Consider the following 25,925-nt stretch of genomic DNA (forward strand, 5'->3'; position numbering starts at 1 on the left):
AGGTCTGCGATGATCTATCCGCAATACCGGGCCTTCGTGGTCGAGGACATCGTGCGCCTCCGCCGGCGGCTGGCGCGCGCGGGGATTCCACCGCGGTGCACCGACGACAACTTCATCGTCGGCACCTGGAACATCCGGGATTTCGGCGACCTGTTCGATGACTGGACCGAGAATCCTGACTCGCCCAAGCGCAACCTGCGGGGGCTCGCCATCATCGCCGAGATCGTCCGCCACTTCGACGTGGTGGCCCTGCAGGAGGTCAAGCGGCAGACGACGGCGCTGCGGGTGCTCCAGGAGCGCTTCCTGGGACCGCACTGGGACCTGATGCTCACCGACGTCACCGCGGGGGACAAGGGCCGCCAGGAGCGCCAGGCCTACCTGTTCGACCGCCGGCGGATCTCGCCGTCGGGGCTGGCCGGCGAGATCGTGCTGCCGCCCACCGCCGATGGCGATCCCCAGGAGCAGTTCGATCGCACGCCCTATCTGGTGGGCTTCCAGGCCAACGGGGAGCACTTCGCGCTGCTCAGCGCACATATCCGCTATGGCGATGAGCCGGCCGAGCGTCTCCCCGAACTGCGCCGGCTGGCCCACTTCGTGGCCCGGGAGATCCGCGACCGCGCGCGGGAGGACGCCGCCGAGGAGGCGAACCTGATCGTGCTCGGCGACTTCAACATCGACCGGCGCCAGGGCAACCCCCTGTTCGATGCCTTCGTGGCCACCGGGCATGTCCCTATCGGTGGGATATCGGTCATTGAGGACACTGCCCCCTTCTTCCAGACTCGAGGACGTCGCGTTGATTCACGGAGCTCCCGATGTCCCCCCCATCTTCATCGCCCCCTGCACGCCGCGTGGTGCTGCTCGCCTATCCCGACTGCCAGGTGCTCGATGTCTGTGGCCCCTGGCAGGTCTTCGCGAGTGCCAACGAACTCTCGGGCCAGACACTTTACGCACTGAGCCTGGTCGCTCGCTCCCCCGGCAGCGTGGTCACCAACGGCGGCCTGGTGATGATGGCCGAACTCGACTGGGCAGGCCTGGAGGCACTGGGGGCACCGGATACGCTGCTGGCCGCCGGGGGCAGTGGCGTCTTCAGCCAATGCCGCCAGCGTTACCATATCGACGGCCTGCGCGAGCTGGCTCCCGATGTCAGGCGCCTGGGCGCCATCTGCAGCGGTGCCTTCCTGCTGGCGGAAGCGGGATTGCTGGACGAACGACGGGCCACCACCCATTGGCGTCACTGCAGCGCCCTGGCCCGGCAGTATCCGCGCCTCCGCGTCATCCCCGATGCCCTCTACGTAGAGGATGGGGGCCGCTATACCAGCGCCGGCGTCACCGCCGGCATTGACCTGGCCCTGTCGCTGGTCGAGGCCGACCATGGGGCCGCCCTGGCCGGTCGCGTCGCCCGGGAACTGGTGATGTTCCTGCATCGTCCCGGTGGTCAGGCGCAGTTCAGTGAGGCATTGCTGCATCAACAGCGCGCCACCGGTCCGTTGCGCGAGCTGGTCGGCCGGCTCCATGCCGACCCCGCCGGCGATCACAGTCTGGAAAGCATGGCGGCCCAGATGTCGGTCACCCCCCGCCACCTCTCGAGGCTGTTTCGCCGCTATCTGGAGACCTCTCCCGGCGCCTACCTGACCCGGCTGCGTCTGGAGGGGGCGCGCCTGAGCCTGCTGAATGCCCGTCCCGCGCCGCCGCTGGAACGCCTCGCGATGCAATGGCGACTGGGCGGCGCCGAACAGCTCCGGCGCCTGTTCCACCGCCAGTATGGCGTCTCGCCGTCGGTCTATCGGCAGCGCTTCGCGACCACGCCCCATCCTTCCCCGTCTCACTCCCACGAGGACATCCCATGCCCCTGACCGTCTCCCTGCTGTCGCTCTGCCAGGCCCTGCTGGTCAGCGGCAATATCCTGCTGATCGCCGTATCGCCGCTGATCGGCGCTCAACTCGCGCCAGCCCCCGCCTGGTCCACCGCCCCGGTGGCGACCCAGTGGCTGGGGCTGATGTGCGCCACCATCCCGGCCTCGCTGATCATGGCCCGCCTAGGGCGTCGCCGGGGCTTCGTGCTCGGCAACCTGCTTGGACTCGTCGGTGCCGCGCTCGCCGTGGCGGCCCTGCACAGCCAGCAATTCCCGCTGTTCCTGGTCGCCACCTGGCTGATCGGCATCGGCATCGGCTTCGGGCAGCTGTATCGCTTCGCCGCCGTTGAGGCGGCCCCGGCGGGCGGGCGGGACAGGGCCATCGGCATGGTCATGGGCGGTGGCGTACTGGCGGCCTTCTTCGGTCCCTGGCTGGCTCGCCACAGTCACGCCCTCGCCGACACCCCTTATCTGGGTAGCTTCATCGGCCTGGGTGTCCTGTACCTGTGCGCCCTGGCGCTGCTGGCCTTCATCCGCCTGCCCGAGGCCAGCCGGGGCGATGCGGTCGGCGAGTGCCGCCCCCTGGCCGAGATCGTCAAGCAGCCGGTCTTCGTGCTGGCGGTGGTCAGCGCCATGGTCGGCTATGGCGTGATGAACCTGGCCATGACCGCCACGCCGCTGGCCATGGCCGATGCCGGCCACACCTTCGACCATGTGGCCACCACCATCCAATGGCATGTGGTGGCGATGTTCCTGCCATCCTTCGTTACCGGCCGGCTGACTGCCCGCTTCGGCGCCTCGTGCATGATCGGCGGTGGCTGCCTGCTGTTGATCGCCAGCGCCCTGGTGGCCCAGATCGATGCCGGTCTGGCGGGCTTCTACACCGGCTTGATCCTGCTGGGCCTGGGGTGGAACTTCACCTTCCTGCCGGCCACCGGCCTGCTCACCGAGGCTCATCGGCCCATCGAGAAGGCCCGTACCCAGGCGACCAACGAGTTCCTGGTGTTCTCGACCGTGGCCATCTCCGCGCTACTGGCAGGCCCCGCCGCCGACGCCCTGGGCTGGCCACGACTCAATGCCTTGATGATCCCGCTGTGCACGGTACCTCTGGCACTGCTGGGCGCCCGACACCTCGCCTTGCGGGGCCGCCCGCAGATTGGGGACTGAGGCAATGAAGGACAGGTACCCACTCCCCCATTCCCATCGTCGGGGACCCTGCCGGCCCCTTCCTATGCTCGGCCCGGCGGCAGACACCGGGCCACCACGGCGATCACCACCGCGGCGAGCGGCAGCCAGGCGCCCGGTGCCCCCAGCAGCTGCAGGGTGGCGGCACTGGTCAGGCACCACAGGGAGGGGATGACCAGCAGCACCCAGCCGTGTCGCGCCGGCTGCACCAGCACCGCCAGGCCGAGGGTGGCGATGGCCAGCGGGTCGGGGGCGAGGCCGATCACCTCGGCGCCGGCCAGGCCGTGGCCACGCAGCAGGGCGGTGAGCGGATGCACGAAGACGGCGTAGGCGACCAGCCCCAGGCCCGGCCATCGCGACGCCCCCCGGCGTGAGGCCGGCACGCGCGCGCCTCGCCCCATGACCATGACGAGCAGCAGCAGCGCCTGGAGAGCGAACAGCGGCACCAGGTAGCGGATGCCCCAGTTGACGGGGGCATAGCGCTGCCACAGGAAGGCCCAGCCGACGAAGACCCAGGCCACCGCCAGCACGGGCAGGGCCAGCCGAAGCCGCCCGGCAGCGGGGTGCCACAGCGCCAGCAGCAGGCCGGCGCCGAGGGCCAGGGCGAGCCATTGGGCCGGCCACAGCGCCTGGTTGTGCAGCACGAACAGCCGCTCGTAGACCCGCAGCGAGACCATCAGCAGGTCCCCGGGCCGGTAGGTCCACCATTCGCTCATGGCGTCATCCCGTTACAGGGCCCGCACATGCTCGGCCATGCGCCGGCGCAGCGCGGCGTCGGGTAGCGGCTCGCGGGCCGCGGCCAGGTTCTCGCGCACGTGGTCGACCCGGGTGGTCGCGGGGATCGCGCAGCTCACCGCGGAATGGGAGACGATGAACTTGAGGATCACCTGTGCCCAGCTCTCGGCGCCGATCTCGGCCGCCCAGCCGGGCAGCGGCTCGCCCGACAGGCGGCGGATCAGGCGCTTCTGCTGGAAGGGGCGATTGGCGATCACCCCGAGGCCGCGCTCGCGGGCCAGCGGCAGCAGGCGCGCCTCGGCCTCGCGGTCGACGATGTTGTAGGTGAGCTGCACGAAGTCGATGTCGGCCTCGCGCATGATGCGCTCGAGGGTCGCGTGGCGGCGGCCGTGGGAGGTGGTGATGCCGATATGGCGCACCTCGCCGGCGGCCTTCATGGCCTGCAGGGTCTCCAGGTGGGCCTCCCAGGCGAGCAGGTTGTGCACCTGCAGCAGGTCGAAGCGCGGCAGGCCCCAGTCACGCCGCGAGGCCGCCACCTGCTCGGGCCCCTCGGCGGGGCTCGAGGTCCAGACCTTGTCGGCGGCGTAGACCCGGCCGGCGGTGTCGAGGGTGGCCAGCCCGTGGCCGATGGTCGCCTGGGAGGAGCCGTACATCGGCGAGGAGTCGATCATCCGCCCGCCTCCGGCGAAGAAGGCGGCCATCACCGCCGTGCATTCCTCGAGCAGCAGCGGGTCGTCGCCGACGTTGAAGGTGATCCAGCTGCCGAGCCCCACCAGCGGCAGGGCCTCGCCGGTGGCGGGCACCTCGCGGGTCAGGATCTCGCTTGCGCGGGCGGGGAAGGGGGGCAGGGCCGCGCCGGCGGCGAGGGCCAGCAGACCGCCGAGCAGGCGGCGACGCGACAGGCGGTGGGATTCCGGAGACATGGGCCCTCCCGGGTGGCGTGCTGTGGGCAGTGTAGACGCCCGGCGCGTTTCCCCGGTTCCCGAGGGGGCAGGCGATGCGCGGGTGCCTCGCACGGCGTCGGCCATGGGGGCAAGCGGAGAGGGCTCCGGGTGCCGATGCGCCGGCGAGACGGTGGAGGCGGACATCAGGGGCTATGTTGTGGGGTAGTACCGCCGGCGGGGCTTGCCGCCGAGACCCCCGCCCGCGCCGACATTCTCCATCGCGAGATCGACATGGCGAGACCGGATCGCACCCCCGACGCCCCGCAAGACCGTCCGCCCCAGGGGGGCGGGCAGGGCCCGCCCGGCCTCCCGCCGGGGCGTCCCCGGCGGCAGCAATGGCTGCTGTTCCTGTGGATGGCGATCGCCATCCTGGTGGTCGCGAACTTCATGGAGGCGACGCAACGGCCGGGGCGGGTCGAGATGACCTACTCCGAGTTCCTCGAGGCGGTCGAGCAGGGGCAGGTCGAGGCGGTCACCCTCAGGGGCCAGTCGGTGGAGGGCAGCTTCACCGAGCAGGCCCGCACGCGGCGCGACCTCGACGCCGGCGAGGGCTTCCACACCACCCGGCCGACCGTGGAGGGGCGTCAGCTGCTGGATCGCCTGCAGGCCAACGGGGTCAGGATCGTCGCCCGCCCGGATGAGCCCTCCTGGTGGCAGCGCATGCTGATGCTGGTGGTGCCCTGGGTCCTGCTGCTCGCCCTGCTGTTCTGGTTCTGGAACCGCATGCAGCAGCGCCTGATGTCGGGCGGCGGGCCCTTCGGCATCGGCCAGTCCCGGGCGCGCCAGATCCAGGCCGAGGAAAGCGAGGTGCGCATGGGGGACGTGGCGGGCTCGGAGAACGCCAAGCGCGACATCTTCGAGGTGGTGGACTTCCTCAAACAGCCCGAGCGCTATCGCGCCCTGGGCGCCAAGGTGCCCCACGGGATCCTGATGATGGGCCCGCCGGGGACCGGCAAGACCCTGATGGCCAAGGCGGTGGCCGGCGAGGCCGGGGTGCCCTTCTTCAGCATCAGCGGCTCCGAGTTCATCGAGATGTTCGTGGGGGTGGGCGCCGCCCGGGTCCGCGACCTGTTCAAGAAGGCCAAGGAGCAGGCCCCGTCGGTGATCTTCATCGACGAACTGGACTCGATCGGCCGGGCCCGGGGCACGGGCATGGGCGGCGGCCACGACGAGCGCGAGCAGACCCTGAACCAGATCCTCTCCGAGATGGACGGCTTCGAGTCGCACCATTCGGTGGTGGTGCTCTCCGCCACCAACCGCCCCGACGTGCTCGACTCGGCGCTGCTGCGCCCGGGGCGCTTCGATCGCAAGATCGTCCTGGAGATGCCCCACCGCCAGGCCCGGGAGGCGATCCTCGGGGTCCACACCCGCGACATGCCGCTGGCCGACGACGTCGACCTGGCGCGGCTGGCCGCCATCACCACCGGCTTCTCCGGGGCGGACCTGGCCAACCTGGCCAACGAGGCCGCACTGTTGGCCGGGCGCCGGGAGCGGGAGATCATCGACTGGGCCTGCTTCTCGAATGCCCGCGATCGCGTGCTGCTGGGCGAGGCCAAGGATGTCGCCCTGTCCGAGGCCGAGCGCCACCGGGTGGCCTATCACGAGTCCGGGCATGCCCTGCTGGCCTACCTGCTGCCCCAGGCCGACCCCCTCGAGAAGGTGACCGTGCTGCCCCGCGGGCAGGCCCTCGGGGTCACCGCTCAGGTGCCGGACGAGGAGCGCTTCACCTATGGGGAGGCCTACCTGCGCGATCGCCTGACCGTGATGTACGGCGGTCGGCTGGCCGAGGCCATCGTCTTCGGCGAGGTCAGCAGCGGCGCCCAGGACGACCTCGATCAGGCCACCAAGCTGGCCCGGCGCATGGTGGCTCGCTGGGGCATGAGCGAGCGGGTCGGCCCGGTGGTGTTCACCCAGAGCCAGGAGCATGTCTTCCTCGGCAAGGAGATCTCGCAGCCCCGGGAGCACAGCGAGGAGACCGCCAGCCTGGTGGACGCGGAAATCCGCCGGCTGCTGACCGATGTCGAGTCGCGTGGCCGGGAACTGCTCGAGCATCACCGCGAGGCCCTGGACGCCCTGGCCGAGGCGCTGGAGCGTCGCGAGACCCTCGAGTTCGGGGAGATCCATGAGCTGCTCGAGGCGCATCTCCCCGGCGCTGCCGGCGAGGCGCCTGAGCGCCGCGCCCGCCGGGATGCGTCCGCGTCCAAGGGGGGCGACGCCTGAGGCGGCGCGAGGGCGCACTTCCGCGAGGGGGGGGCTTCCCGGCGCAGTGCGAGCCTTGGCCATGGCGGCTTCGACGACGATCCCTGCACCCTGAACGATGTGCTGGAACGGATTCTGGGCAAGGCACCCGCCCGCCCCTTTGGGGGAAAGAGCCGGACGACTGACGCCAGCGGCGGAGATGTCGCCGGCACTGTCGGCGAGCTCGCCCCGAGCGATGCAGGGTGCCCCGCCAGGCGGGCGTCATGTCGCGATGCGCAGGCAGCCTTTCTCGATGCGCCCGGTGGCCCCATAGCGCCAGGGGCGGTTGTGCAGGCCGTGGCCGATGGGCAGGCCAGTGAACAGCGGCAGCGCGAGGGGGGCGAGGGTCTTGGCGACGATGGCCTCCAGGGTCGTCTCGCCATGGGGTGTGCAGCCCTCGAAGGTGCCCAGGCACACCGCCGCGGCCTCGTCCAGGGCCCCGGCATGCACCAGCTGCCACAGGGTGCGCTCCAGGCGGTAGTAGGGCTCGCCCACGTCCTCGAGGATCACCAGCGCGCCGGGCGGTGCCCGGAAGGCGGCCGGCGTGCCGACGAGGCTCGCCAGGGTGGCCAGGTTGCCGCCCACCACCGGCCCCTGCAGGCTCGGCGGCGCCGGCCGGTGGGCGGTCAGCGGGTAGTCGAGGGGCGCGGGTCCGCGGAGCAGTGCCAGGGTCTCCTCGAACTGGCGGCGGATCACCTCCCGCGAGGCCTCGTCGGCGTCGAACAGGCCCCCCGCGGCCTTGGCCACCGGCCCATGGATGGCCGGCAGCCCATGGCGACGGCACTGGTCGAGCAGCACGGTCACGTCGGAATAGCCGATCAGCGGCTTGGGGTGGTGTGCCAGGCGGCTCCAGTCGATCTCCGCCACCAGCTGGGCGGCGCCATAGCCGCCGCGCACCGCCCACACCGCCTGGGTCCCGGGGTCGGCGTAGGCGGCATGCAGCTGGGCCAGGCGCCGCTCACGGCTGGCCGCCAGGTAGCGCTCCGGCGCCTGGAGCGGCTCCTCGACACGCACCTCGACGCCCAGGGACTCCAGGCCGCGGATGCCGGCGGTCACGGCCTCCGGGGCGGTATAGGACGAGGGCGCGATCAGGCTGACGGCGAGCGACATGGCAATGGGGTCCTGTGGCGAGCGGAGTGGACAGGAGGGCATTGTCGGCAGGATGGCGCCGGCTGTCACGCCCGCGCCGCGCTCCCGGCGGGCAATCCCTGCCGGGGCACGCGCTTGCCGGCCACGTCATGACACCCGGCCGCGGGCGGCGCCCCGGCGGCGGGGGAGGGGCGCTCAGTCGGTGTCCCGGTGGGTGTGGACCCCTCGGGCGATCAGGGCATCGGCCAGCGCCCGGGCGGCCAGGGAGAACTCCACCCGTGCCGTCGCCAGGGCGCTATGGTCCCGGGACCGGTGGTCATGCTCCAGACGGTCGAGGCGGGTCTTGGCCTGGGCCAGGCGGCAGGACAGGGAGGTGTCGAAGCCGATGCAGGCAGGGGGAAGGTCGGGGGACGTGAGCCGCTGGTCCTCCAGCGGCTCCGGCAGCTCGCGGCTGCTCATCGAGACATCCATTTCGCACTCTCTGTATGGCCCTCATGTTCTGTGAATAGTGCGATGTCGCAGGTGCGTCAATCTCAATCGCGGGGCGCTGACAAACGCTCGCCCCCTCCGGCCGAGCCGAAGGGGGCGGGCCTGCAACCGCCCCGCGGTTGGGGCCTGGGTTAGAGGGTCTTGGCCGGGCTCGCCGGGAAGGGGCGTAGATCGAGCAGCTCGACCCGGTACTCGTCGGTGGCGGGCGCGTAGGCCACGCGATAGTGGCCGAGATAGTAGCCGGGGTTGGTGTAGGCGGCCGGTGTCTTCACCGGCAGGGTGGCATCTGGCCGCGACCGCAGGTAGTCCAGGGCGATCATCGGTTCGAGGAAGATCAGCCTGCCGGCGTCGTAGCCGTACACGAAGGTGCGGGTGAACGGCTGGCCATGGAACTCCTCGCTGTCGGCGTCGATGCCGTGGACGCCCATGCGCTCGACGGCCGAGTCGGGTGGGATCACGTAGTCCGCCGCCGGTGACGCTACAGGCTGTTGTCCGCCACGGCCGTGTCAGCTCGGGAGGGAGTGTCGCATGCCGCAGGCGCCGGCGGGGAACCGGTGGCCACCACCGTCATGAGATTTCTGCTGTCGGGCGGCTGAAATGCCTCCCGAATCCTCGGTTTCTTTCGGTCGCGAGTGGAGCAAACCCCACCGCTCGACTTGAATGACAGGCAGCAGAGTGTGTGGCTGCGGGCAGAGGTGTCGATTCCCGGGGCCGGCAAGCCGGGTGGTGGTGGGAGCCTGTCACGCGGCGGCGGTCGGTCCTGCTGAGTGGAGGGTGGACGATGAGAACACGTATTTCCTGGCGCGGGGCCATCGGCCTGGCCGCCGCGGGAGCGAGCCTGGTGATGGCCGGCTCGGCGGCGGCCCAGTCGGACAAGTTGCAGGAGGCGCTCAGCGCCACCTGGCCGGGCATGGTCGAGGGCGCCACGGTGGTCGACTGGGAGGGCAAGGTGCTGCAGGAGGGCAGCAACGGTTATACCTGCATGCCGTCCCCGCCGGACCTGGCGGGCAATGCGCCCATGTGCCTGGACGAGGTATGGCTGGCCTGGGCCAAGGCCTGGCAGAACGAGGAGCCCTTCACCGCCGACCGGCTGGGCATCGCCTACATGCTGCAGGGCGACGAGGGAGCCAGCAACATCGACCCTTATGCCATGCAGGAAACCGATGACAACCAGTGGGTCGTGGAGGGCCCCCACCTGATGGTCATCGCACCGCCAGAACTGCTGGAAGGCATGCCCACGGACCCCGACAACGGGGGCCCCTATGTGATGTGGGAGGGTACCGACTACCAGCACATCATGGTGCCCGTGGGGGCTCGGGACGAGCCTGAGGGGGACTGAGCCGGCGACGGCCCCCTACCCCGTTCCCCTTGCAGCGGCGGGCCGGGCGGCCTGGCGCCTGTCTATGATGGCGGTACAGCGTCGTCCCGACGGGCGGCGCCGTGTCCATGGCCCGGCGCAGCGGCGCCAGGGTCTCGATGCGGGGGCTGACGGACGCGGCCGTGACATGCAGCTCCTCGGCGGCGGCGCTGAAGCTGCCCCGCCGGGCCGCCGCCTCGAAGGCGCGCAGGGTGGTCAGTGGCAGGCGAGGGGAGGGCGACATGGCTTACTCCTGATAAGCCTAGGGGCGAGCAATGATATGTTGTGATTACCCCCGCTAAGCCCAGAATGCGAGGTATCCCCCGATCAGGAGACCTCCCATGACCGGCACCCTCTACCGTCTCTCCGCCTTCACCCGCGACCCGCGGGGCGGCAATCCGGCCGGCGTCTGGCTGGGCGAGACCCTGCCCGATCCCGGCACCATGCGGCGCATCGCCGCCGAGGTGGGCTATTCCGAGACCGCCTTCCTCGCGCCACGCCATGGCGAGACCCGCCAGGTGCGCTACTACAGCCCCGAGGCCGAGGTCAGCTTCTGCGGCCATGCCACCGTGGCCGCCGGCGTGCTGTTGGGGCGCCTCGAGGGCGCGGGGACCTATCGGCTGGTAACGTCGGTCGGTGAGGTGCCGGTCACGGTGGAGCAGGACGGCGATGACTGGCGGGCCTCGCTGGTCTCGGTGGCGCCGGCGGTGCGGAGCGCCGCGCCCGAACTGGTCGAGGCCGCCCTGGCAAGCCTCGGCTGGCAGGCCCACGAGCTGGACCCGGCCCTGCCGCCCGCACAGGCCTATGCCGGGGCCTGGCACCTGGTGCTGGCCGTGGCCTCGAAGTCGCGTCTCGATGAGCTGCACTACGATTTCCCGGCGCTCAAGGCGCTGATGCAACGCGAGCACCTCACCACCCTGCAGCTGGTGTGGCGCGAGTCGGCGAGCCGCTTCCACGCCCGGGATCCCTTCCCGGTGGGCGGGGTGGTGGAGGACCCGGCGACCGGCGCCGCGGCGGCGGCGCTGGGCGGCTACCTGCGTGCGGCGGGATCGATCGACACGCCCACCCGGCTGACGATCCTGCAGGGCGAGGCCATGGGACGGCCGAGCCGGCTCGAGGTGACGGTGCCGTCCAGCGGCGGGATCGTGGTGACCGGCACGGCGGTGGACCTCGAGCCGACGTCGGACGACGCGCCGCGCTCGGCGCCACTTGGGTGAGCCGCGCCACGGCGGGCCGAGATCCGATGAAGGCGAAGTCCGATGCACCCGATGCCTGGCGCCGGGACGGCAGTGGGGCGGCGAGGTGTCGCGTCAGTCGAGGTAGGGCGCGATGGCCTCCCGGGCAGCGGTCTGCTGGAGCGCGAACTCGGCCCAGCACTTGAGGACATAGGCGTCGAACGGGGTAGCGGTGGACGGCATCATGGCGGTCCTCCTTGGGGGAGACTCTTCCAGTATAGTCGCTTCATGCTGCGTTGCAGCATGAAGGTTTGGTGACGCCGTGCTCCTGGGAGGCCACGGCATGCCGGGCCGCCCCTGGTTGAGCCGGGCGCGGCGGGTCATGAAAACGTTCGATGGAGGAAATCGAGCGGGCTATTACAGCGGCCTGCAGACGCAAAACACCCCACTGGCCAGGGGCGCAGTGGGGTGCGGTGAGGGCGAATACCAGGGCATCGCGACCCTCAATACTGCGGGTCTTCCTCGAACAGTTCGGCCTTGGCGTCACGCATGACGTCCTCGCAGGCGGCCTGGTGGGCGAGCTGGGTGAGCAGGCCCTGGGTCACGGCGAAGCCCTTGCCCAGGCAGGTATCCACCTCTTCGCGGCTGACTTCCGGTGTGACGTTGCAGTCGATCCTGAGCGTTCTTCCGCTCCCTTCCAGCCGGTCGGCGAACGCCCGCAGCTGCCAGGCGAGCCGTTCCTTCCAGTTGGCCGATTCTTCCGCACCTTCGTTCACGCTAAACGTGCACTGCCACTCGGGTTTGTAGACTCTCATACGAACCTCCGGCGCTGGTTTGGAATGAATGCTCGATCGTCGTTGCTGCTCCGTAATCTGAAGATGTTGCCCGATCATGCTACCCGATTTCGCCGATTCGCGCAGGCGTACCGTGCCGCAGCGTTGCGCGGGTCAAGGGTTTTCGCTTAACTGATTGCACACCGCAGGCGTGGCCGTCGCTGGTCGGCCACGTCCCACGCCCCCGAGCGCGAGCCCGGGGCCCCGCAGGGACGCGGATCAACACATAAGGGAGATCGAGGTGCGTGAAGACGACACGATTGGTGCGATGAAGGCGGGCCGGATCGGCCGGCTGTCGGGACTCCAGGCGGCCCTCTCGGTAATGGTAGCGATCCTGGCGGGCATGGTGCTGCTCGGCTGGGGGATCGCACCGCTCGGTCGCTGGCTGCCATCGGGCTGGGCGCTGATGCCGGCCAGCACCGCGGCGGCCTGCCTGCTGCTGGCGCTCGGCCAGCTGGGGCTCGCCCGGCGGATCGTCACGCACCGCTCGGTCCGCTACCTGGGGGGTGGCGTCGCCCTGGGCCTCGCGGGCCTGGCGCTGATCGGCCACCTGGCCGGGACGGGCCTCTGGGGCGAGGGTCTGCTGGCTACGGATCCCGTGCGCATGGCGTGGCCGGTCGCCGTCCACCTGCTGCTGGCGAGCCTGACCCTGCTGCTGGCCCGGGCGGCGGTGGGGCTGCGGGACGCCCTGCTGGTGGCACAGCTGGCGCTGGTGCTGACCCTCGGCGGCGCCCGGCTGTTCACGGCCCTGGGGATCTTCGCCCCCGACGCCGGCCCGCCCCTGGCCCTGCACACCCTGGCCGGCCTTGCGATGCTCACCCTGGCCCAGCTGGCTTACCAGGCTCGGGCGGGGCTCTTCTCGCCGCTGGCGCTGCCGGGCCGCGCCGGTAGCCTGCTGCGTCGCGGCTGGCCGCTGGTGGTGCTGTTGCCCTTCCTCATCGTGGCCCTGGCGAGCCGGCTGGCGCCGACGTCGCTCAGCCCCCTGGCGGCGGCGCTCACGGCGGCCTCGCTGGCGATCCTGCTGCTGGTCACGGTGCTGCTGATGGGTGGATGGAACGCTCGCCTGGAGGCGCGCCTGCGCGAGCTCTCGCTGAGCGACCCGATGACCGGTGTCTACAACCGGCATGCCTTCGCGGTGCTGGGCGAGCAGCTGCGCCGCCTGGCACGGCGGGAGTGCGAACCCCTGTCGCTGCTCTACTTCGATCTCGACGGCGTCAAGCGGGTCAACGACGAGCTGGGCTACGAGGCCGGCACGCGGCTGATCGCCGACTTCGCCGGGCTGCTGGCCTCCCACACCCGCGAGAGCGACATCGTGGCCCGTCTCGGCGGCGACGAGTTCGCCGTGCTGATGCTCATTCATCCGGGACACCTGACGGGCCTGCTGACCCGGCTCGAGGGAGAGCGCCAGGCCCTCAATGCCCGGCCCGGCCAGCCCTTCGTCATCGACTACAGCCAGGGCGAGGCGCTCATCGCCCCGGACGACCCCGCCGGGCTGTCCACGCTGTTGGAGCAGGCCGAGTCGCGCATGCTCGCCCGCAAGGCCCGCAAGCGCGCCTGGGCCGGGGGCGCCGAGGCCGCCGGGACCCCGGCGACGGGGCTCATCCCGCCCCGGCCGGCCCACGACTGACCCGCCGGCCCGGAGCGCCCTCGGGGTACCGGGCCGGCGGGGCCGGTGGGGGCTTGTTCCCCCGTTGGAGCCGGCAGCGTCCGGCGCTAGCGCAGCTCGATATCGCCCAGGACCCGGGTCAGCCGCTCCAGCAGCTCACCGCTGTGGCGCCAGAAGTGCCAGTACAGCGGCACCGCCAGGGAGCGCTCCGGGGCGAGGCTCGCCAGCCGGCCTTCGGCCACCAGCGAGGCCACCTGCAGCTGCGGCATCATGCCGTAGCCGATGCCGCCGGCGGCGAGCCGCACGAAGCCCTCCGAGGACGGGCAGAGGTGGTGGGGGAAGGCGCCGTGATAGCCGCACTGGGCGAGGAAGCGGTGCTGGAGCTGGTCGTGGGGGCCGTAGACGATCGCCGGGGCCTGGCGGAAGGCCGCCTCCGTGGGCCCCTCGGGGAAGTAGCGGGCGATATAGGCCGGGGTGGCGTAGGGATGATAGACCATGGTGCCCAGCGGCACGCAGCGGGCGCCGGCGATCGGCTGGTCGCTGGCGCACAGGCAGGCGGCCACGTCGCCGTCGCGCAGGCGCTTGAGCCCCACGTCCTGGTCCTCGATCACCAGGTCGAGCAGCAGCCCCTCGTCTCGGCAGAACGCGCTCACGGCCTCGGCCCACCAGGTCGCCAGGCTGTCGGCATTGAGGGCGATGCGCAGCCGCGGCGAGGCGGCCTCGAGGGTCGGCAGGGCGGCGCGCAAGTCGCGTTCCAGCAGCCGGACCTGCTGGTGATGGTTGAGCAGCCGCCGTCCCGCCGGGGTGGGCTCGAGGTGGGGGTGACGGATCAGCACCGGCTGGCCGAGGCGGATCTCCAGGGCCTTGATACGCTGGGAGACCGCCGACTGCGAGAGGCCGAGCGCGTCCCCGGCGCGCTCGAAGCCGCCGCATTCGATCACCGTGGCCAGCGCCTCGAGCAGCTTGTAGTCGAGCATAAGAATATCTGATGCAGCATTAGGAGGATGATTTTTCAGTATAACGACTCGCCGCTAGGCTGGCCTCCTCACCTCAGGGAGGACGACCGATGCTGGAGAGTTACCTGACCGGGCTGGTGGTGTGCGGTGGCATCATCGTCGCCATCGGCGCCCAGAACGCCTACGTGCTGGGGCTCGCCGTGCGGCGCGAGCATCACTGGTGGTCCGCCGGGCTGTGCATGGGCAGCGACCTGCTGCTGGTCTCCGCCGGGATGTTCGGCATGAGTGCCTTGCTGCTGACGTTGCCCGGCGCCCTGGAGGCGCTGCGCTGGCTGGGAGTGGCGTTTCTCGGCTGGTTGGCCCTCCAGGCGCTGTATCGCGCCACCGCCGGGCGCCAGGGGCTGGCCGTCGCCGAGGCCCGGGGCCGCAGCGTCACCCGGGTGGTGCTGGCCACCCTCGCCGTCACCGTGCTCAATCCCCAGGTGTACCTGGATACCCTGCTGCTGATCCCCTCGGTGGGCGCCCAGCAGGACAGCGCGGGGGCCTTCGTGGCCGGCGCCGGCAGCGCCTCCATCCTGTGGTTCAGCCTGCTCGCCTGGGGCGGGGCGCTGCTCTCGCCCTGGCTGTCGCGGCCGCGGGCCTGGCGGGTGATCGACGGCGGCATCGGGGTGATGATGGCGGTCATCGCCGTGCAGCTGGCCGGCGGCGAGTTCGGCGGGCTGGCCTGACCGGGCCACGTGCCGGGCCCCTCCATGCCCGAGCCGGCTCGCCAGGGCGCTATCGGGCGATGCTGCGGGCCCCGAGGACGGATGCCGGCGCTCAGCGCGGGTGCAGCCAGCCCGGCAGCAGGCCGTAGGGATCGATCGGCTGGCTGGCGTCGTGGGGGACCTGCAGCGCCGTCAGGCGCGCGAAGAGGCGCTCGTCCTGGCACTCGTCGAACAGCTCGGTGCAACCACCCACGAACTCGCCGCCGATGAAGATCTGCGGCAGCGTCAGCACGCCGGTGCGGGCCCGCAGCACCGCCCGGATCCGGCCGCCCAGGTTGTCCTGCTGGTACTCCACGGCATCCAGGTCGACGCTCTCGTAGGGGATGGCGTAGTGGCGCAGCAGCTTGCGGACCGACCAGCAGAACTCGCACCACTCCAGGGCGAACATCACCACCGGCTGGTGGGGATCGCCGATCAGCCGGTCGACCTCGGCCTCCGCCTCGGCGTCGGTGGCCGGCGCCGGTGCCGCCGCGGCGGGCGCCGGAGCGGCGGTGTCGAAGCGATAGCCGGGGGTCGAGCAGGACAACAGGGTCTCCTCCTCGGTCATCTCGACGGGCACGTCCTCGAACAGCGGCGTGGACAGGTAGCGCTCGCCGGTGTCGGGCAGCATGCACAGCAGGGTGGTGCCTGACGGGGACCGCTCGGCCACCTGCAGCGCCCCGGCGAAGGTGGCGCCGGCGGAGATGCCGACGAAGATCCCTTCCCGGCTGGCCAGGTCCCGGGCGCAGCGCAGGGCGTCCTTGCCGTTGATGGCCAGGTACTCGTCGATGCGATGCTCCGCAAGCACCGGTTCCACCAGTTGCGGGATGAAGTCCGGCGTCCAGCCCTGCATCAGGTGGGGCCGGAACTGCGAGTGGCTCTGGGCGTGGCCGCCGTCGGGGAGGCGTGCCTGGGGGATGCCGCTGGCCAGGATGGCGGCGTTGTCGGGCTCGCAGACCACGATGCGGGTGCGGGGGCTCTCGCGCTTGAGGACCCGGGAGACACCGCTCAGGGTGCCGCCGGTACCGAAGCCGGTCACCCAGTAGTCCAGGGGCAGGTCGGCGAAGTCGCGAAGGATCTCGACGGCGGTGGTCCGCTCGTGGATCGCCGCGTTGGCCGGGTTCTCGAACTGCCGGGACTGCCACCAGCCATGCTTCTCGGCGAGCTCGCGGGCCTTGGCGACCATGCCCGAGCCCTTCTCCGAGGCCGGGGTCAGCACCACCCGGGCGCCGAGGAAGCGCATCAGCTTGCGCCGCTCGACGCTGAAGTTCTCCGCCATGGTCACCACCAGCGGATAGCCCTTCTGGGCGCAGACCATGGCCAGGCCGATGCCGGTGTTGCCGCTGGTGGCCTCGACCACCGTCTGCCCCGGCGACAGGTCGCCGCGGCGCTCGGCGTCCTCGATGACGCCGAGCGCCAGGCGGTCCTTGACCGACCCCATGGGGTTGAAGGCCTCGATCTTGACGAACAGCGACACCCCCGGCGGGGCGAGGTTGTTGATGCGCACCACCGGGGTATTGCCGATCGTCTCGAGGATGCTCTGGTAGCGATGGCTCATGGCGAGGGCTCCCCGGACGTCACGCTCACTGTATGAAGGCCGGGTGGGCCTTGCCATAGGCTGTTCGGCTGAATCGAGGCCGAGGCGAACCCGCCGCACGGGCCGCGTTGCGGCGGTCGCTGTCTTCGAGGAATCGGTACGCCTCCTGGCGTTCAACGCGCGGGAGGCGGCCTGTCCCGCCCCATGGGCAGCCGTCAGCCGGCGGGGGCCGGGCCCTCGAGGATCCCGGTCCGGGACGGCGTCGCGGTACCCGGCGGGGAGCGCTCGGCGTCCAGGGCGGCGCCGATCACGTCGAGATAATTGCGGATCCGGTCCACGTAGTGCACCGGCTCGTAGCCCCGGGCATAGCCGTAGCGGGTGCGCGGGTAGTAGCGGCGATCGGCCTTGAGCGGCAGCACCTCCTTCATGTCTGCCCAGGAATCCGGGTCCTTGCCGAGCTCCCGGGCCAGTTCCCGGGCATCCAGCAGGTGGCCGCGGCCGATGTTGTAGCTGGCCAGCGCCAGGTAGGTGCGATCCGGCTCGGGGATGCTGTCGGGCAGGCGGCGGTGACGGTCGGCGAGGTAACGGGCGCCGCCATCGATGGCCGCCGCCGGGTCCAGCCGGTTGTCCACCCCGAGGGAGGCGGCGGTGTTGCGGGTCAGCATCATGATGCCGCGCACCCCGGTGGGCGAGACGGCCGCGGGGTCCCAGTGGGACTCCTGATAGGCGAGGGCGGCCAGCAGGTCCGCCGGCATGCCGGTCCTGGCCTCGGCGGCGAGGAAGAGCTCGAGAAAGCGCGGCAGGCGCTCGTCGATGCGCCGGTTGAGGGCCCGCAGGTCGACGAAGTCGAATTCGCCGATATGGCTGTAGTAGCGCTGGCGCATGGCCGCTCGGGCCGTCTCGCCCGCCGCGCTTGCCATCCACTGCCTGGCCTGCGCGGCGAGCGCCGTTTGGTCGTCGGGCAGGTACCAGCCGAGGGGCTCCCCGGCGGTCAGGTTGAGCGCCACCTCCAGGTGCGGGAAGTGGCGGCGGGTCATCCGCACGATATTGGAGTCGGCCACGGTGCACTCGACGTCCTGCTCGGCCACCGCCGCCAGCAGGGTCTCGGTGTTGCGCGGGTCCTCCCGGAAGCGAAAGCCGGTGTGGGCATTGACCAGGCTGCGCAGCCGCTCCGAGTAGCTGGAGGCGGCGGTGACACGCACCTCGACCTCGGCGAGCTCGCTCACCCGGCGGGGCAGGGGCCGGTCATCGCGGTGGCAGACCAGCTGCTCGACGATCTCGGTATGGGCGGGGCCCCGGGCGAAGCGCGCGTCTCGCGACGGCAGGTGGGTCAGGCCGGCGGCGGCCAGGTGCACCTCGCCGCCTTCCAGGGCCGCGAGCACCTCGGCGGTGGTCTCGAACAGTTCCCACTCGACCCGCCAGCCCTGGGCCGCGGCGAAGCGCTGGATCAGGTCATGCTCGGGCCCGACCGCCTGCGGGTGGCGGTTCAGGTAGTAGGTGGTGGCGGCGTTGCGGCTGGCCACCCGCAGCGTCCCGCTCTCGTCCGGCGGCGCGAGGCGCGGTGTCGCCTGGGTCATCATCAGGAGCAGCAGGGCCGCGGCCAGTAGCCCCGCCAGGGTCGGGTAGAGCAGGCGTCGTTGCGGTCTCAAGGGCTCTCGGCGTCGGGGAGTTCGCCCTTCACCCTAACAGGCCGGAGCGTTGGCAGGGCGTGAGTCCGGCATGCCGCGGTCGCCGGCCGGGCCAGGAATGACGGTTGCCGGACACCTGGTACGCGATCGCGTGAGTTGTCGTAAGTCGACTGTCCCAGAATTTCCCTTTTTTTGCGTTTTCCAACAGCACTAACTTAACTGGAAGGACTGAGAACAGTGACTCACCCAGATTGGGGAGTCAGCCTGATGGTGCCCGGCGAGGGCCGTCAGGGACACGGGTGTTCGGGCGCCAGTCCCCTGGCGGCGCTTCTGGCGCATGAGGAGACCGATGCGATGCAGGGTAGCCCGCCGAGTGTCACCGGCCCCCGGCGCTGGCCCGCCTGGTTCATGGCCCTGGTCCTGGTGGTCGGACTCGGCGGGGCCGTGACGGCCAGGGCGGAGAACGAGTACATACGGGTCGCGGAGCATGTCGCCCGACACCCCGAGCAGCGGGCCCTGATGGCGCAGTTGGCCGAACGGGTGCACGCGCCGGCCGTGCCGCTGGCGACCCCGCCCGAGGCGCCCGTGCGTATCGCCCTCGTCTATCCGGGCCTGCAGACCTCGGACTACTGGCGGCGCAGCCTGGACGCCTTCGCGTCACGGCTGCGCCGACTCGCGGTGCCCCACGAGCTGAAGGCCTTCTTCTCCCGTCCCTCGGGGGACGTCGAGCTGCAGGCGAGGCAACTGGCCGAGGCCCTGGCCTGGGAGCCGGACTACCTGGTCTTCACCCTGGATACCCTGCCGCACAAGCGCATCATCGAGCGCCTGCTGGCCCGGGGGGAGCCCCGCCTGATCCTGCAGAACATCACCACCCCCCTGGCCGAGTGGCAGGGCCACCTGCCGTTCCTGCACGTCGGCTTCGACCATGTCCAGGGCACCCGGCTGATCGCCGACTGGATGCTCGAGCGTGCCGGGCATCGCGGCGAGTACCTGATGCTCTACTTCACCCCCGGCTACGTGAGCCGCATGCGTGGCGGCACCTTCGCCGCCGTGGCCGCTCAATACCCCGACGTCGAGCAGGTGGCGGCCTACTACACCGACGGCGACAGCGAACGGGCCTACCGCGCCACCCGGCAGACCCTCGAGGCCCATCCCGACCTGGCGATGATCTTCGCCTGTGCCACGGATGTGGCCCTCGGTGCCCTGCGCGCGCTGCGCGAGGCCGGACGGGAAGGCGAGGTGCTGCTCAACGGCTGGGGCGGCGGCACGGCCGAGCTGGAGGCTCTCGCGGCCGGTGGCCTGGATGTCACCGCCTGGCGCCTCAGCGATGACAACGGCATCGCCATGGCCGAGGCGATCAAGCTGGACCTGTCGGGCCAGGCTCGGCAGGTGCCCGATATCTTCGCCGGGGACATCGCCCTGGTCACCCGGCACACGTCGCCCGGGGAGATCGCGCGGCTCGAGCGACGGGCCTTCCGGCTCAGCGAGCCGTCGCCGGAGGCGCCCTGATGCGGGCCTGGCGCTTCTCCCGGGTGGTGCTGGGGCTGCAGCTGGCCCTGTTGACGGCGGTCGCCGTCATCCTGCTGACCACCGCCTATGTAGGAGCCCAGCAGGCCCTGCAGCAGGGCACCCGCCAGGCCCATGCCCGGGACCAGCGGGTGCTGGAGAGCCTGATCGAGTCCGAGCTGCGCAACATCCGACGTTACAGCCTGGGCATCGTCGAGCTGGGCAGCCTGAGCCGGGCCCTGAGCGATGGCGATGCCTCGGCGGTGTCCGCGATCCTCGACGGCCTGCAGGGCGACTACGAAGCCCAGCACATCGACGCACTGGTGGTCGAGACCGACGATGCGGCCTTCGTCTCGACCAGTGTCAGCCTGCTGGACACACCCTTGCCGCTGGCGGCACTCAGTCGGCAGGCGGCCCCGCTGTCGACCTGGACCACGGTGAATGCCCGGGTGGAGGGGCGGCACTACAGCCTGCTGCGCCTGACCCGGCCGATCCTCGAGCCGTCGCTGGGCCGGGTGGTCGGCCGGCTGCACGTCTTCGTGCAGCTCAACGACAACTTCTGGATCACCAATGCCCTGCAGACGTTGTTCGGGGCGCGGGCCACCGTGCTCAGCCACGACGGCGCGGTGCTGGACGCCCTGGCCCGCAAGCCGGGCCAGCTCGATGTCCTCGAGGCCCTGGATGGCATCGACGGGGCGATCGTGACGACCCCGCAGGGGGTGATGCGGGAGCATGTGCTGCAGGTCGGCAACAGCGAACGCTACCGGGTGCGGTCGCTGTTGCCCGACGACAGCTTCGCGGCGCTGCACGATACCTACCTGTCCAGCATCCTCTACGCCACCCTGGTGGTGCTGGGCTTCGGCATCGTGCTGATGCTGGTGCTGCGCCGGCTGAGCGGCCAGGCGCTGGACAACCTGGTGAGCTATGCCGAGCAGGTGCCGAAGAGCGGGGTGCCGACGCCCTTCCAGGGAGGGCGGTTCCTGGAGTTCAACCGGGTCGGCAAGGCCTTCGAGGCCATGCTCACGCGCATCCGCGAACGTGACAAGTACCTGTCCGGGATCCTCGAGCACTCCCCGGACCTGGTCTTCGTCAAGGACCTGGAGAATCGCTATCGGCTGGTCAACGAGCGCTACGCCTGGGCGGTCCACTCGACGCCGGACACGATGCTCCAGACCCGGGCGGAAGACACCCTGGACGGGGAGGTAGTAGCCCTGGCCACGCAGTCCGACCGGCAGCTGCTGCGCGACCTGGCGCCGGTCAAGTACAAGACGGACCTGCATACCCCGGACGGGGTCCATCGCTACCTGGTCACCAAGTTCCCCATCTACGACGACCGGGGGCGACCCTACCTGGTCGGGGGGATCGCCACCGACATCACCGGCATCACCCAGGTCAGGGAGCAGCTGCAGCTGGTGCACCAGGTCTTCGCCGAGACCAGCCAGGCGATCGTCGTGCTCGACGACCACCAGCGCACGCTGCTCGCCAACCGCGCCTTCGGGGAGATGAGCGGGCACGACGAGTCCCGGGCCACCGCCGCCATCCGCGACTTCCTGAGGGGCCATCCCGAGGTCGCCTATCACCTGGGGCGTGGCCACCGCTGGCAGGGCCAGTGCTACCTGCAGCAGGGGAGCGGCGGTAGCCTGCCGGTGCTGGTCTCGGTCACCAGCCTGCCGCCCACCGATGGCGAGCGGCGCCATGTGCTGTTGTTCAGCGACATCACCTCGCTGAAGGTCGCCGAGCAGCGCCTGGAGCGGCTCGCCTGGTACGATCCCCTGACCGGCCTGGCCAATCGTAGCCTCTTCACCCTCAAGCTGAGCGAGGCGCTGCAGGGCGAGGACGCGAAAAGGACGGCGGTGATCTTCATCGACCTCGACCATTTCAAGGACATCAACGACACCCATGGTCACTCCCTGGGCGACGAGCTGCTCTGCCAGGTGGCGGATCGCCTGCGTAGTTGTGTCCAGTCCCGGGACACCGTGGCCCGCTTCGGGGGTGACGAGTTCACCATCCTGCTGCGCGGGATCGCCCAGGAGGGGCAGACCATGGCCATCGCCCGGCGTATCCTGAGCGCCCTGAGCGAGCCCTATGACCTGGGCATGGTCTCCTGCTACAGCACCGCGAGCCTGGGGCTCACCCTGGCATCCCGGCATGGCGGTTCCGCCGAGGCGCTGCTCCGCAATGCCGACCAGGCCATGTACGAGGCCAAGTCGCTGGGCCGTCAGAAGGTGGTACTCTTCGACCCGTCCATCGACGAGCGCCACCAGCAGCGCCTGCGCTACGAGGCGGGCCTTCGCCAGGCCATCGACAACGGCGAACTCTACGTGCTCTTCCAGCCCCGCTTCGACATCACCGGCCGGCGCGTGGTCGGTGCCGAGGCGCTGGTGCGCTGGCAGAGCGAGGAACACGGCCCGGTGCCGCCGAGCACCTTCATCCCCATCGCCGAGAACTCCCGGCTGATCGTCGACATCGGCCGCCTGGTGCTCGGGGAGGCCTGTCGCCAGGCCGCCCAGTGGGCCGAAGCGGGCTACCCGGTGCCGGTCTCGGTCAACCTCTCGCCGCGTCAGCTTCACGAGGGCGAGCTGATTCGCGATATCCAGGACGCGATCCACCAGGCCGGCCTGCCGCCCCGGCTGCTGGAGTTCGAGATCACCGAGACCCACCTGATGGACAACGTCGATCAGGTGCTGCCGGTACTGCATCAGATTCGCGCCATGGGGATGGGGCTGGCGATCGACGACTTCGGCACCGGCTATTCGTCGCTGACCTACCTCAAGCGGCTGCCGATCGAGATCCTCAAGATCGATCGCAGCTTCATCACGGATGTGCCCGGCGATGTCGATGACGAGGTCCTGCTCGGCGCCATCATCAGCATGGCGCACAGCCTGAGCTTCCGGGTCGTCGCCGAGGGCGTGGAGAGCGAGGCGCAACGCGACTTCCTCGAGGGCCTCGGCTGCGACGAGATGCAGGGCTTCCTGCTCGGCCGGCCCCAGAGCGCCGGCAAGCTGCTCGGCACGCTGCGCCGCTGCGACGAGACCGCCAGTCCGTGAAGCGGCCCCCGAACCGAAGAGGGGGCCTGCGCCGTTTTTCGCTTGCCCTGGCGCCGGCAACTGCGTAGCGTCGCCCCTCCCGCTTCCAAGCCCGCTCAAGACAGGTCCGCCCCGTGACTGATGCCCCCTCCCAGGACGCCGCCGCCGGCGCCTTCTCCCGCCTGCCGCTGGCCGCCGAACTGCTGGCCAATCTGGAGTCGCTGGAGTACCGGCGCATGACGCCGATCCAGGCCGAGAGCCTGCCGGCGATGCTCGCCGGACGCGACGTGATCGCCCAGGCCAGGACTGGCTCGGGCAAGACCGCGGCCTTCGGGCTGGGGCTGCTGGCGCGGCTCGCCCCGGCGAGTTTCCGGGTGCAGGGGCTGGTGCTGTGCCCGACCCGGGAGCTCGCCGACCAGGTCGCCGAGGAACTGCGCCGCCTGGCGCGCGGCCTGCCCAACATCAAGGTGCTGACGCTGTGCGGCGGCGCCCCCCTGGGGCCGCAGCTCGCCTCGCTGGCTCACGGCGCCCATCTCGTCGTCGGCACCCCCGGGCGGGTGGAGGAGCACCTGCGCAAGGGCAGCCTGGTTCTGTCGGGCCTCGACACCCTGGTGCTGGACGAGGCCGACCGCATGCTCGACATGGGCTTCCAGGCGACCCTGGAGGCGATCATCGCCGCCACCCCCGAGGATCGCCGGACCTGGCTGTTCAGCGCCACCTACGGCGAGGGCGTCCGCCCGCTGGCCGAGGGCCGGACGCGCGACCCGGTCAGCGTGTCGGTCGCCGAGACCCACGGCCATGACACCATCCGCGAGCACTTCTACCGGGTGGCGGACGACGCGGCGCGCTTCGAGGCCCTGCACCGGCTGCTGCTGCAGGTGCGGCCGACCTCCAGCGTGGTGTTCTGCAACACCCGGCGGGAGACCCGCGAACTCGCCGAGGCGCTGGACGGGGCGGGCATCAGTGCCCTGGCGCTGCATGGCGACCTGGAGCAGCAGGACCGCGATCGGCTGCTGGTGCTGTTCGCCAACCGCAGCGCCTCGGTGCTGGTGGCCACCGATGTGGCGGCCCGGGGGCTGGATATCGCCGATCTCGATGCGGTGTTCAACTACCGGATCGCCCGGGAGCTCGATGTCCATGTGCACCGTGTCGGGCGTACCGGCCGGGCCGGCAGCCAGGGCATGGCCTGCACCCTGGTCGGCGAGGACGAGAGGCATCGCCTGGCGCGCCTCGAGGCCTTCCTCGGCCAGGCCCTCGAGACCGAGGCGTTGCCCAGCCTGCGGGGCGAGCCTGCGCCCCTGCGGGCGCCCATGGCGACCCTTCAGCTCGGCGCCGGCAAGCAGCAGAAGATTCGCCCGGGGGACATCCTCGGGGCCCTCACCGGCGAGGGCGGCCTCGACGGGGCGCGGATCGGCAAGATCAAGGTGCTCGCACGCAGCACCTATGTGGCCGTCGAGCGCGAGTTCGCCGAGCCCGCCCTGGCGCAGCTGAACGGCGGTCGCCTCAAGGGACGCACCTTCCGCGCCCGTCGCGTCAGTCGCTGATGCCTGGCGCGCCCTTCCCCCCTCGTGCCGCCGGAGTAACGCGATGAAGATTCCCAGGCGATTGCAGCCGCTGGTCGACGACGGTCTGATCGACGCGGTCCTCGGCCAGCTGATGAGCGGCAAGGAGGCCCAGATATACGTGGTGCGCCGCGGCGAGGAGCATTGCTGCGCCAAGGTCTTCAAGGAGGCCAGGCAGCGCAGCTTCAAGCAGGCGGTGCAGTACCAGGAGGGCCGCCGGGGGCGCAACAGCCGCCGTGAGCGGGCCATGGCCAAGAAGACCCGCTATGGCCAGCGGGAACAGGAGCAGGCCTGGTTGAATGCCGAGGTGGAGGCGCTCCAGCGGCTGGCGGCGGCGGGGGTCCGGGTGCCGGCGCCGCTGGGCTTCGTCGACGGCGTGCTGCTGATGGAGATGATCACCGACGCCGACGGCCTGGCGGCGCCGCGCCTCGACGACGTCACCCTGGGCGCCGAGCAGGCGGTTGCGCACCACCATGCCGTGATCCGTGAGGTCGTGCGCATGCTGTGCGCCGGCCTGGTGCATGGCGACCTCTCCGAGTTCAACGTGCTGCTCGATGCCGAGGGACCGGTGATCATCGACCTGCCCCAGGCGGTGGATGCCGCCGGCAACAACAGCGCCGCCATGCTGCTCCGGCGCGACGTCGACAACATGCGGGCCCATTTCGGGCGCTTCGCCCCGGCCTTGCACGACACCGACTATGGGAGGGAGATCTGGGCGCTCTACGAGGCCGGCGAGCTGCATCCGGACAGCGCCCTGACCGGGCGCTTCGTGGGGGATACCACGACCGTGGATGTGGACGAGCTGGTCACCCTCATCGAGGATGTCCGGGAACAGGAGGCCTGGCGCCTGGCGCGGGAAGCGCAGGACGAGGAGTAGCCCGGCAGGCGGGAGGAGCCTTGCTACACTGTGGCTGTCGTGCCCGCCGCCCGGGTACGCTCGCGATGGGCCAAGGGCCCGTCATGGAGCCCAGGAAGATACAGGAGGTATCGTCATGCGCCGTCTCATTCCCGGAATCGCCGCCGTGCTGCTCGGCAGTGCCCTGCTGGCCTCGCCGGCCCTGGCCGAGGAGATGCCGCGCCAGGCGCCGCCGGAGGGCGCCGAGGTCGACATCAATGCGCCACAGGACGGCGCCAGCGTCTCGGGACCGCTGACCGTCCGCATGGGGCTCAAGGGCATGGGGGTGGCCCCGGCCGGCATGGAGGCCCCGAAAACCGGCCACCATCACCTGCTGATCGACACGCCGTTGGCGGAGGTCGATCTCTCGGCGCCGCTGCCCGCCACCGACCGGACCCGCCACTTCGGCGGCGGCCAGACCCAGACCACCCTGGAGCTGCCCGCCGGCGAGCACACCCTGCAGCTGTTGTTCATGGACCATCGTCACCTGAGCTTCGATCCGCCGGTGGTCTCGGATCCGATCACCATCACCGTGGAGTGATGCCCCGGCGCGGCCGCCGGCCGCG

The 25,925-nt window shown here is 70.9% G+C and carries 23 protein-coding genes; 13 read left to right on the top strand and 10 right to left on the bottom strand.

Translation table 11 applies throughout. From position 1 onward, the window contains the following. Nucleotides 1-9 precede the first annotated feature (9 nt). The 3 genes from OCT48_RS02980 to OCT48_RS02990 are packed head-to-tail and all read left to right on the top strand — an operon-like array spanning nt 10 to nt 3,019. Nucleotides 10-954, top strand: a complete 945-nt coding sequence (locus OCT48_RS02980; RefSeq protein WP_263591266.1) for an endonuclease/exonuclease/phosphatase family protein — start codon at nt 10-12, stop codon at nt 952-954. After that, nucleotides 879-1,853, top strand: coding sequence for a GlxA family transcriptional regulator (locus tag OCT48_RS02985; RefSeq protein ID WP_263592566.1), 975 nt, complete (start codon nt 879-881; stop codon nt 1,851-1,853). Before OCT48_RS02980 ends, OCT48_RS02985 begins: the two co-directional genes overlap by 76 nt. Beyond that, complete coding sequence (locus OCT48_RS02990) at nt 1,844-3,019, top strand: MFS transporter (RefSeq protein WP_263591267.1); 1,176 nt, start codon at nt 1,844-1,846, stop codon at nt 3,017-3,019. The genes OCT48_RS02985 and OCT48_RS02990 overlap by 10 nt, the downstream gene beginning before the upstream one ends. A gap of 62 nt (nt 3,020-3,081) precedes the next feature. On the opposite strand, the gene OCT48_RS02995 is transcribed toward OCT48_RS02990, so the two are convergent. Continuing rightward, a complete protein-coding gene (locus OCT48_RS02995) occupies nt 3,082-3,753 on the bottom strand; it encodes a DUF6064 family protein (RefSeq protein WP_263591268.1) in 672 nt (223 codons plus the stop codon). 12 nt (nt 3,754-3,765) lie between these two features. Further along, nucleotides 3,766-4,695: an aldo/keto reductase gene (locus OCT48_RS03000; RefSeq protein ID WP_263591269.1), complete on the bottom strand. Its 930-nt coding sequence runs from the start codon at nt 4,693-4,695 to the stop codon at nt 3,766-3,768. Nucleotides 4,696-4,947: 252 nt separating this feature from the next. Here OCT48_RS03000 and ftsH point away from each other — a divergent pair, with 252 nt between their 5' ends. After that, nucleotides 4,948-6,936: an ATP-dependent zinc metalloprotease FtsH gene (gene ftsH, locus OCT48_RS03005; protein ID WP_263591270.1), complete on the top strand. Its 1,989-nt coding sequence runs from the start codon at nt 4,948-4,950 to the stop codon at nt 6,934-6,936. Between the two features lie 240 nt (nt 6,937-7,176). Here ftsH and OCT48_RS03010 read toward each other — a convergent pair whose 3' ends face one another. The 3 genes from OCT48_RS03010 to OCT48_RS03020 form a co-directional block, all read right to left on the bottom strand. Further along, entirely contained in the window at nt 7,177-8,064 is an 888-nt protein-coding gene (locus OCT48_RS03010; protein WP_263591271.1) for a S66 peptidase family protein, read from the bottom strand. A 174-nt stretch (nt 8,065-8,238) separates the two neighbouring features. After that, nucleotides 8,239-8,502: a hypothetical protein gene (locus OCT48_RS03015; protein WP_263591272.1), complete on the bottom strand. Its 264-nt coding sequence runs from the start codon at nt 8,500-8,502 to the stop codon at nt 8,239-8,241. A 161-nt stretch (nt 8,503-8,663) separates the two neighbouring features. Beyond that, nucleotides 8,664-8,990 carry a hypothetical protein gene (locus OCT48_RS03020; RefSeq protein ID WP_263591273.1) on the bottom strand — a complete coding sequence of 109 codons (327 nt, stop codon included), beginning with the start codon at nt 8,988-8,990 and terminating at the stop codon, nt 8,664-8,666. A 323-nt stretch (nt 8,991-9,313) separates the two neighbouring features. Between OCT48_RS03020 and OCT48_RS03025 the strand changes: the two genes are divergently transcribed. Beyond that, a complete protein-coding gene (locus tag OCT48_RS03025; protein WP_263591274.1) occupies nt 9,314-9,871 on the top strand; it encodes a hypothetical protein in 558 nt (185 codons plus the stop codon). On the opposite strand, the gene OCT48_RS19485 is transcribed toward OCT48_RS03025, so the two are convergent. Next, the gene (locus OCT48_RS19485) at nt 9,828-10,133 is read right to left on the bottom strand and encodes a LysR family transcriptional regulator (protein WP_318152558.1); all 306 of its coding nucleotides are present in this window, start codon (nt 10,131-10,133) and stop codon (nt 9,828-9,830) included. The two genes, OCT48_RS03025 and OCT48_RS19485, sit on opposite strands and share 44 nt — an antisense overlap. A 97-nt stretch (nt 10,134-10,230) precedes the next feature. On the opposite strand from OCT48_RS19485, the gene OCT48_RS03035 reads away from it, so the two are divergent. Then, a complete protein-coding gene (locus OCT48_RS03035; protein ID WP_263591275.1) occupies nt 10,231-11,106 on the top strand; it encodes a PhzF family phenazine biosynthesis protein in 876 nt (291 codons plus the stop codon). A 461-nt stretch (nt 11,107-11,567) separates the two neighbouring features. Here OCT48_RS03035 and OCT48_RS03040 read toward each other — a convergent pair whose 3' ends face one another. Beyond that, nucleotides 11,568-11,879, bottom strand: coding sequence for a hypothetical protein (locus OCT48_RS03040; RefSeq protein WP_263591276.1), 312 nt, complete (start codon nt 11,877-11,879; stop codon nt 11,568-11,570). A 259-nt stretch (nt 11,880-12,138) separates the two neighbouring features. Between OCT48_RS03040 and OCT48_RS03045 the strand changes: the two genes are divergently transcribed. Next, a complete protein-coding gene (locus OCT48_RS03045; protein WP_263591277.1) occupies nt 12,139-13,524 on the top strand; it encodes a GGDEF domain-containing protein in 1,386 nt (461 codons plus the stop codon). Between the two features lie 86 nt (nt 13,525-13,610). Here OCT48_RS03045 and OCT48_RS03050 read toward each other — a convergent pair whose 3' ends face one another. Beyond that, nucleotides 13,611-14,480, bottom strand: a complete 870-nt coding sequence (locus OCT48_RS03050; RefSeq protein ID WP_263591278.1) for a LysR family transcriptional regulator ArgP — start codon at nt 14,478-14,480, stop codon at nt 13,611-13,613. 89 nt (nt 14,481-14,569) lie between these two features. On the opposite strand from OCT48_RS03050, the gene OCT48_RS03055 reads away from it, so the two are divergent. Then, nucleotides 14,570-15,187 (top strand): LysE/ArgO family amino acid transporter, encoded by a 618-nt coding sequence (locus tag OCT48_RS03055; protein ID WP_263591279.1) that lies wholly within the window; start codon nt 14,570-14,572, stop codon nt 15,185-15,187. Between the two features lie 91 nt (nt 15,188-15,278). Here OCT48_RS03055 and cysK read toward each other — a convergent pair whose 3' ends face one another. Together cysK and mltF are read right to left on the bottom strand one after the other, a co-directional pair. Beyond that, nucleotides 15,279-16,763, bottom strand: coding sequence for a cysteine synthase A (cysK, locus tag OCT48_RS03060; protein ID WP_263591280.1), 1,485 nt, complete (start codon nt 16,761-16,763; stop codon nt 15,279-15,281). A gap of 194 nt (nt 16,764-16,957) precedes the next feature. Then, nucleotides 16,958-18,391, bottom strand: a complete 1,434-nt coding sequence (gene mltF / locus OCT48_RS03065; protein WP_263591281.1) for a membrane-bound lytic murein transglycosylase MltF — start codon at nt 18,389-18,391, stop codon at nt 16,958-16,960. Between the two features lie 333 nt (nt 18,392-18,724). Between mltF and OCT48_RS03070 the strand changes: the two genes are divergently transcribed. From OCT48_RS03070 to OCT48_RS03090, 5 genes are all read left to right on the top strand, one after another. Beyond that, nucleotides 18,725-19,879 carry a substrate-binding domain-containing protein gene (locus OCT48_RS03070; RefSeq protein WP_263591282.1) on the top strand — a complete coding sequence of 385 codons (1,155 nt, stop codon included), beginning with the start codon at nt 18,725-18,727 and terminating at the stop codon, nt 19,877-19,879. Then, on the top strand, nt 19,879-22,923 hold the full coding sequence (locus OCT48_RS03075) for an EAL domain-containing protein (RefSeq protein WP_263591283.1): 3,045 nt from the start codon (nt 19,879-19,881) through the stop codon (nt 22,921-22,923). The genes OCT48_RS03070 and OCT48_RS03075 overlap by 1 nt, the downstream gene beginning before the upstream one ends. A 113-nt stretch (nt 22,924-23,036) precedes the next feature. After that, complete coding sequence (gene dbpA, locus OCT48_RS03080) at nt 23,037-24,446, top strand: ATP-dependent RNA helicase DbpA (RefSeq protein ID WP_263591284.1); 1,410 nt, start codon at nt 23,037-23,039, stop codon at nt 24,444-24,446. A 43-nt stretch (nt 24,447-24,489) separates the two neighbouring features. Next, nucleotides 24,490-25,341, top strand: a complete 852-nt coding sequence (locus OCT48_RS03085; RefSeq protein WP_263591285.1) for a PA4780 family RIO1-like protein kinase — start codon at nt 24,490-24,492, stop codon at nt 25,339-25,341. Between the two features lie 115 nt (nt 25,342-25,456). Then, the gene (locus tag OCT48_RS03090) at nt 25,457-25,900 is read left to right on the top strand and encodes a DUF4399 domain-containing protein (protein ID WP_263591286.1); all 444 of its coding nucleotides are present in this window, start codon (nt 25,457-25,459) and stop codon (nt 25,898-25,900) included. Nucleotides 25,901-25,925 lie beyond the last annotated feature (25 nt).

It is taken from the genome of Halomonas sp. M4R1S46 (assembly GCF_025725685.1).
In the GTDB taxonomy this organism is placed as follows: Bacteria; Pseudomonadota; Gammaproteobacteria; order Pseudomonadales; family Halomonadaceae; genus Halomonas.

Excerpts from the sequence above, each read along its gene's own strand:
- OCT48_RS02980 (WP_263591266.1), top strand. The coding sequence starts at position 10 with ATGATCTATCCGCAATACCGGGCCTTCGTGGTCGAGGACATCGTGCGC.
- OCT48_RS02990 (WP_263591267.1), top strand. The coding sequence starts at position 1,844 with ATGCCCCTGACCGTCTCCCTGCTGTCGCTCTGCCAGGCCCTGCTGGTC.
- OCT48_RS02995 (WP_263591268.1), bottom strand. The coding sequence starts at position 3,753 with ATGAGCGAATGGTGGACCTACCGGCCCGGGGACCTGCTGATGGTCTCG.
- OCT48_RS03000 (WP_263591269.1), bottom strand. The coding sequence starts at position 4,695 with ATGTCTCCGGAATCCCACCGCCTGTCGCGTCGCCGCCTGCTCGGCGGT.
- ftsH (WP_263591270.1), top strand. The coding sequence starts at position 4,948 with ATGGCGAGACCGGATCGCACCCCCGACGCCCCGCAAGACCGTCCGCCC.
- OCT48_RS03010 (WP_263591271.1), bottom strand. The coding sequence starts at position 8,064 with ATGTCGCTCGCCGTCAGCCTGATCGCGCCCTCGTCCTATACCGCCCCG.
- OCT48_RS03015 (WP_263591272.1), bottom strand. The coding sequence starts at position 8,502 with ATGAGCAGCCGCGAGCTGCCGGAGCCGCTGGAGGACCAGCGGCTCACG.
- OCT48_RS03025 (WP_263591274.1), top strand. The coding sequence starts at position 9,314 with ATGAGAACACGTATTTCCTGGCGCGGGGCCATCGGCCTGGCCGCCGCG.
- OCT48_RS19485 (WP_318152558.1), bottom strand. The coding sequence starts at position 10,133 with ATGTCGCCCTCCCCTCGCCTGCCACTGACCACCCTGCGCGCCTTCGAG.
- OCT48_RS03035 (WP_263591275.1), top strand. The coding sequence starts at position 10,231 with ATGACCGGCACCCTCTACCGTCTCTCCGCCTTCACCCGCGACCCGCGG.
- OCT48_RS03040 (WP_263591276.1), bottom strand. The coding sequence starts at position 11,879 with ATGAGAGTCTACAAACCCGAGTGGCAGTGCACGTTTAGCGTGAACGAA.
- OCT48_RS03050 (WP_263591278.1), bottom strand. The coding sequence starts at position 14,480 with ATGCTCGACTACAAGCTGCTCGAGGCGCTGGCCACGGTGATCGAATGC.
- OCT48_RS03055 (WP_263591279.1), top strand. The coding sequence starts at position 14,570 with ATGCTGGAGAGTTACCTGACCGGGCTGGTGGTGTGCGGTGGCATCATC.
- cysK (WP_263591280.1), bottom strand. The coding sequence starts at position 16,763 with ATGAGCCATCGCTACCAGAGCATCCTCGAGACGATCGGCAATACCCCG.
- OCT48_RS03070 (WP_263591282.1), top strand. The coding sequence starts at position 18,725 with ATGCAGGGTAGCCCGCCGAGTGTCACCGGCCCCCGGCGCTGGCCCGCC.
- OCT48_RS03075 (WP_263591283.1), top strand. The coding sequence starts at position 19,879 with ATGCGGGCCTGGCGCTTCTCCCGGGTGGTGCTGGGGCTGCAGCTGGCC.
- OCT48_RS03085 (WP_263591285.1), top strand. The coding sequence starts at position 24,490 with ATGAAGATTCCCAGGCGATTGCAGCCGCTGGTCGACGACGGTCTGATC.
- OCT48_RS03090 (WP_263591286.1), top strand. The coding sequence starts at position 25,457 with ATGCGCCGTCTCATTCCCGGAATCGCCGCCGTGCTGCTCGGCAGTGCC.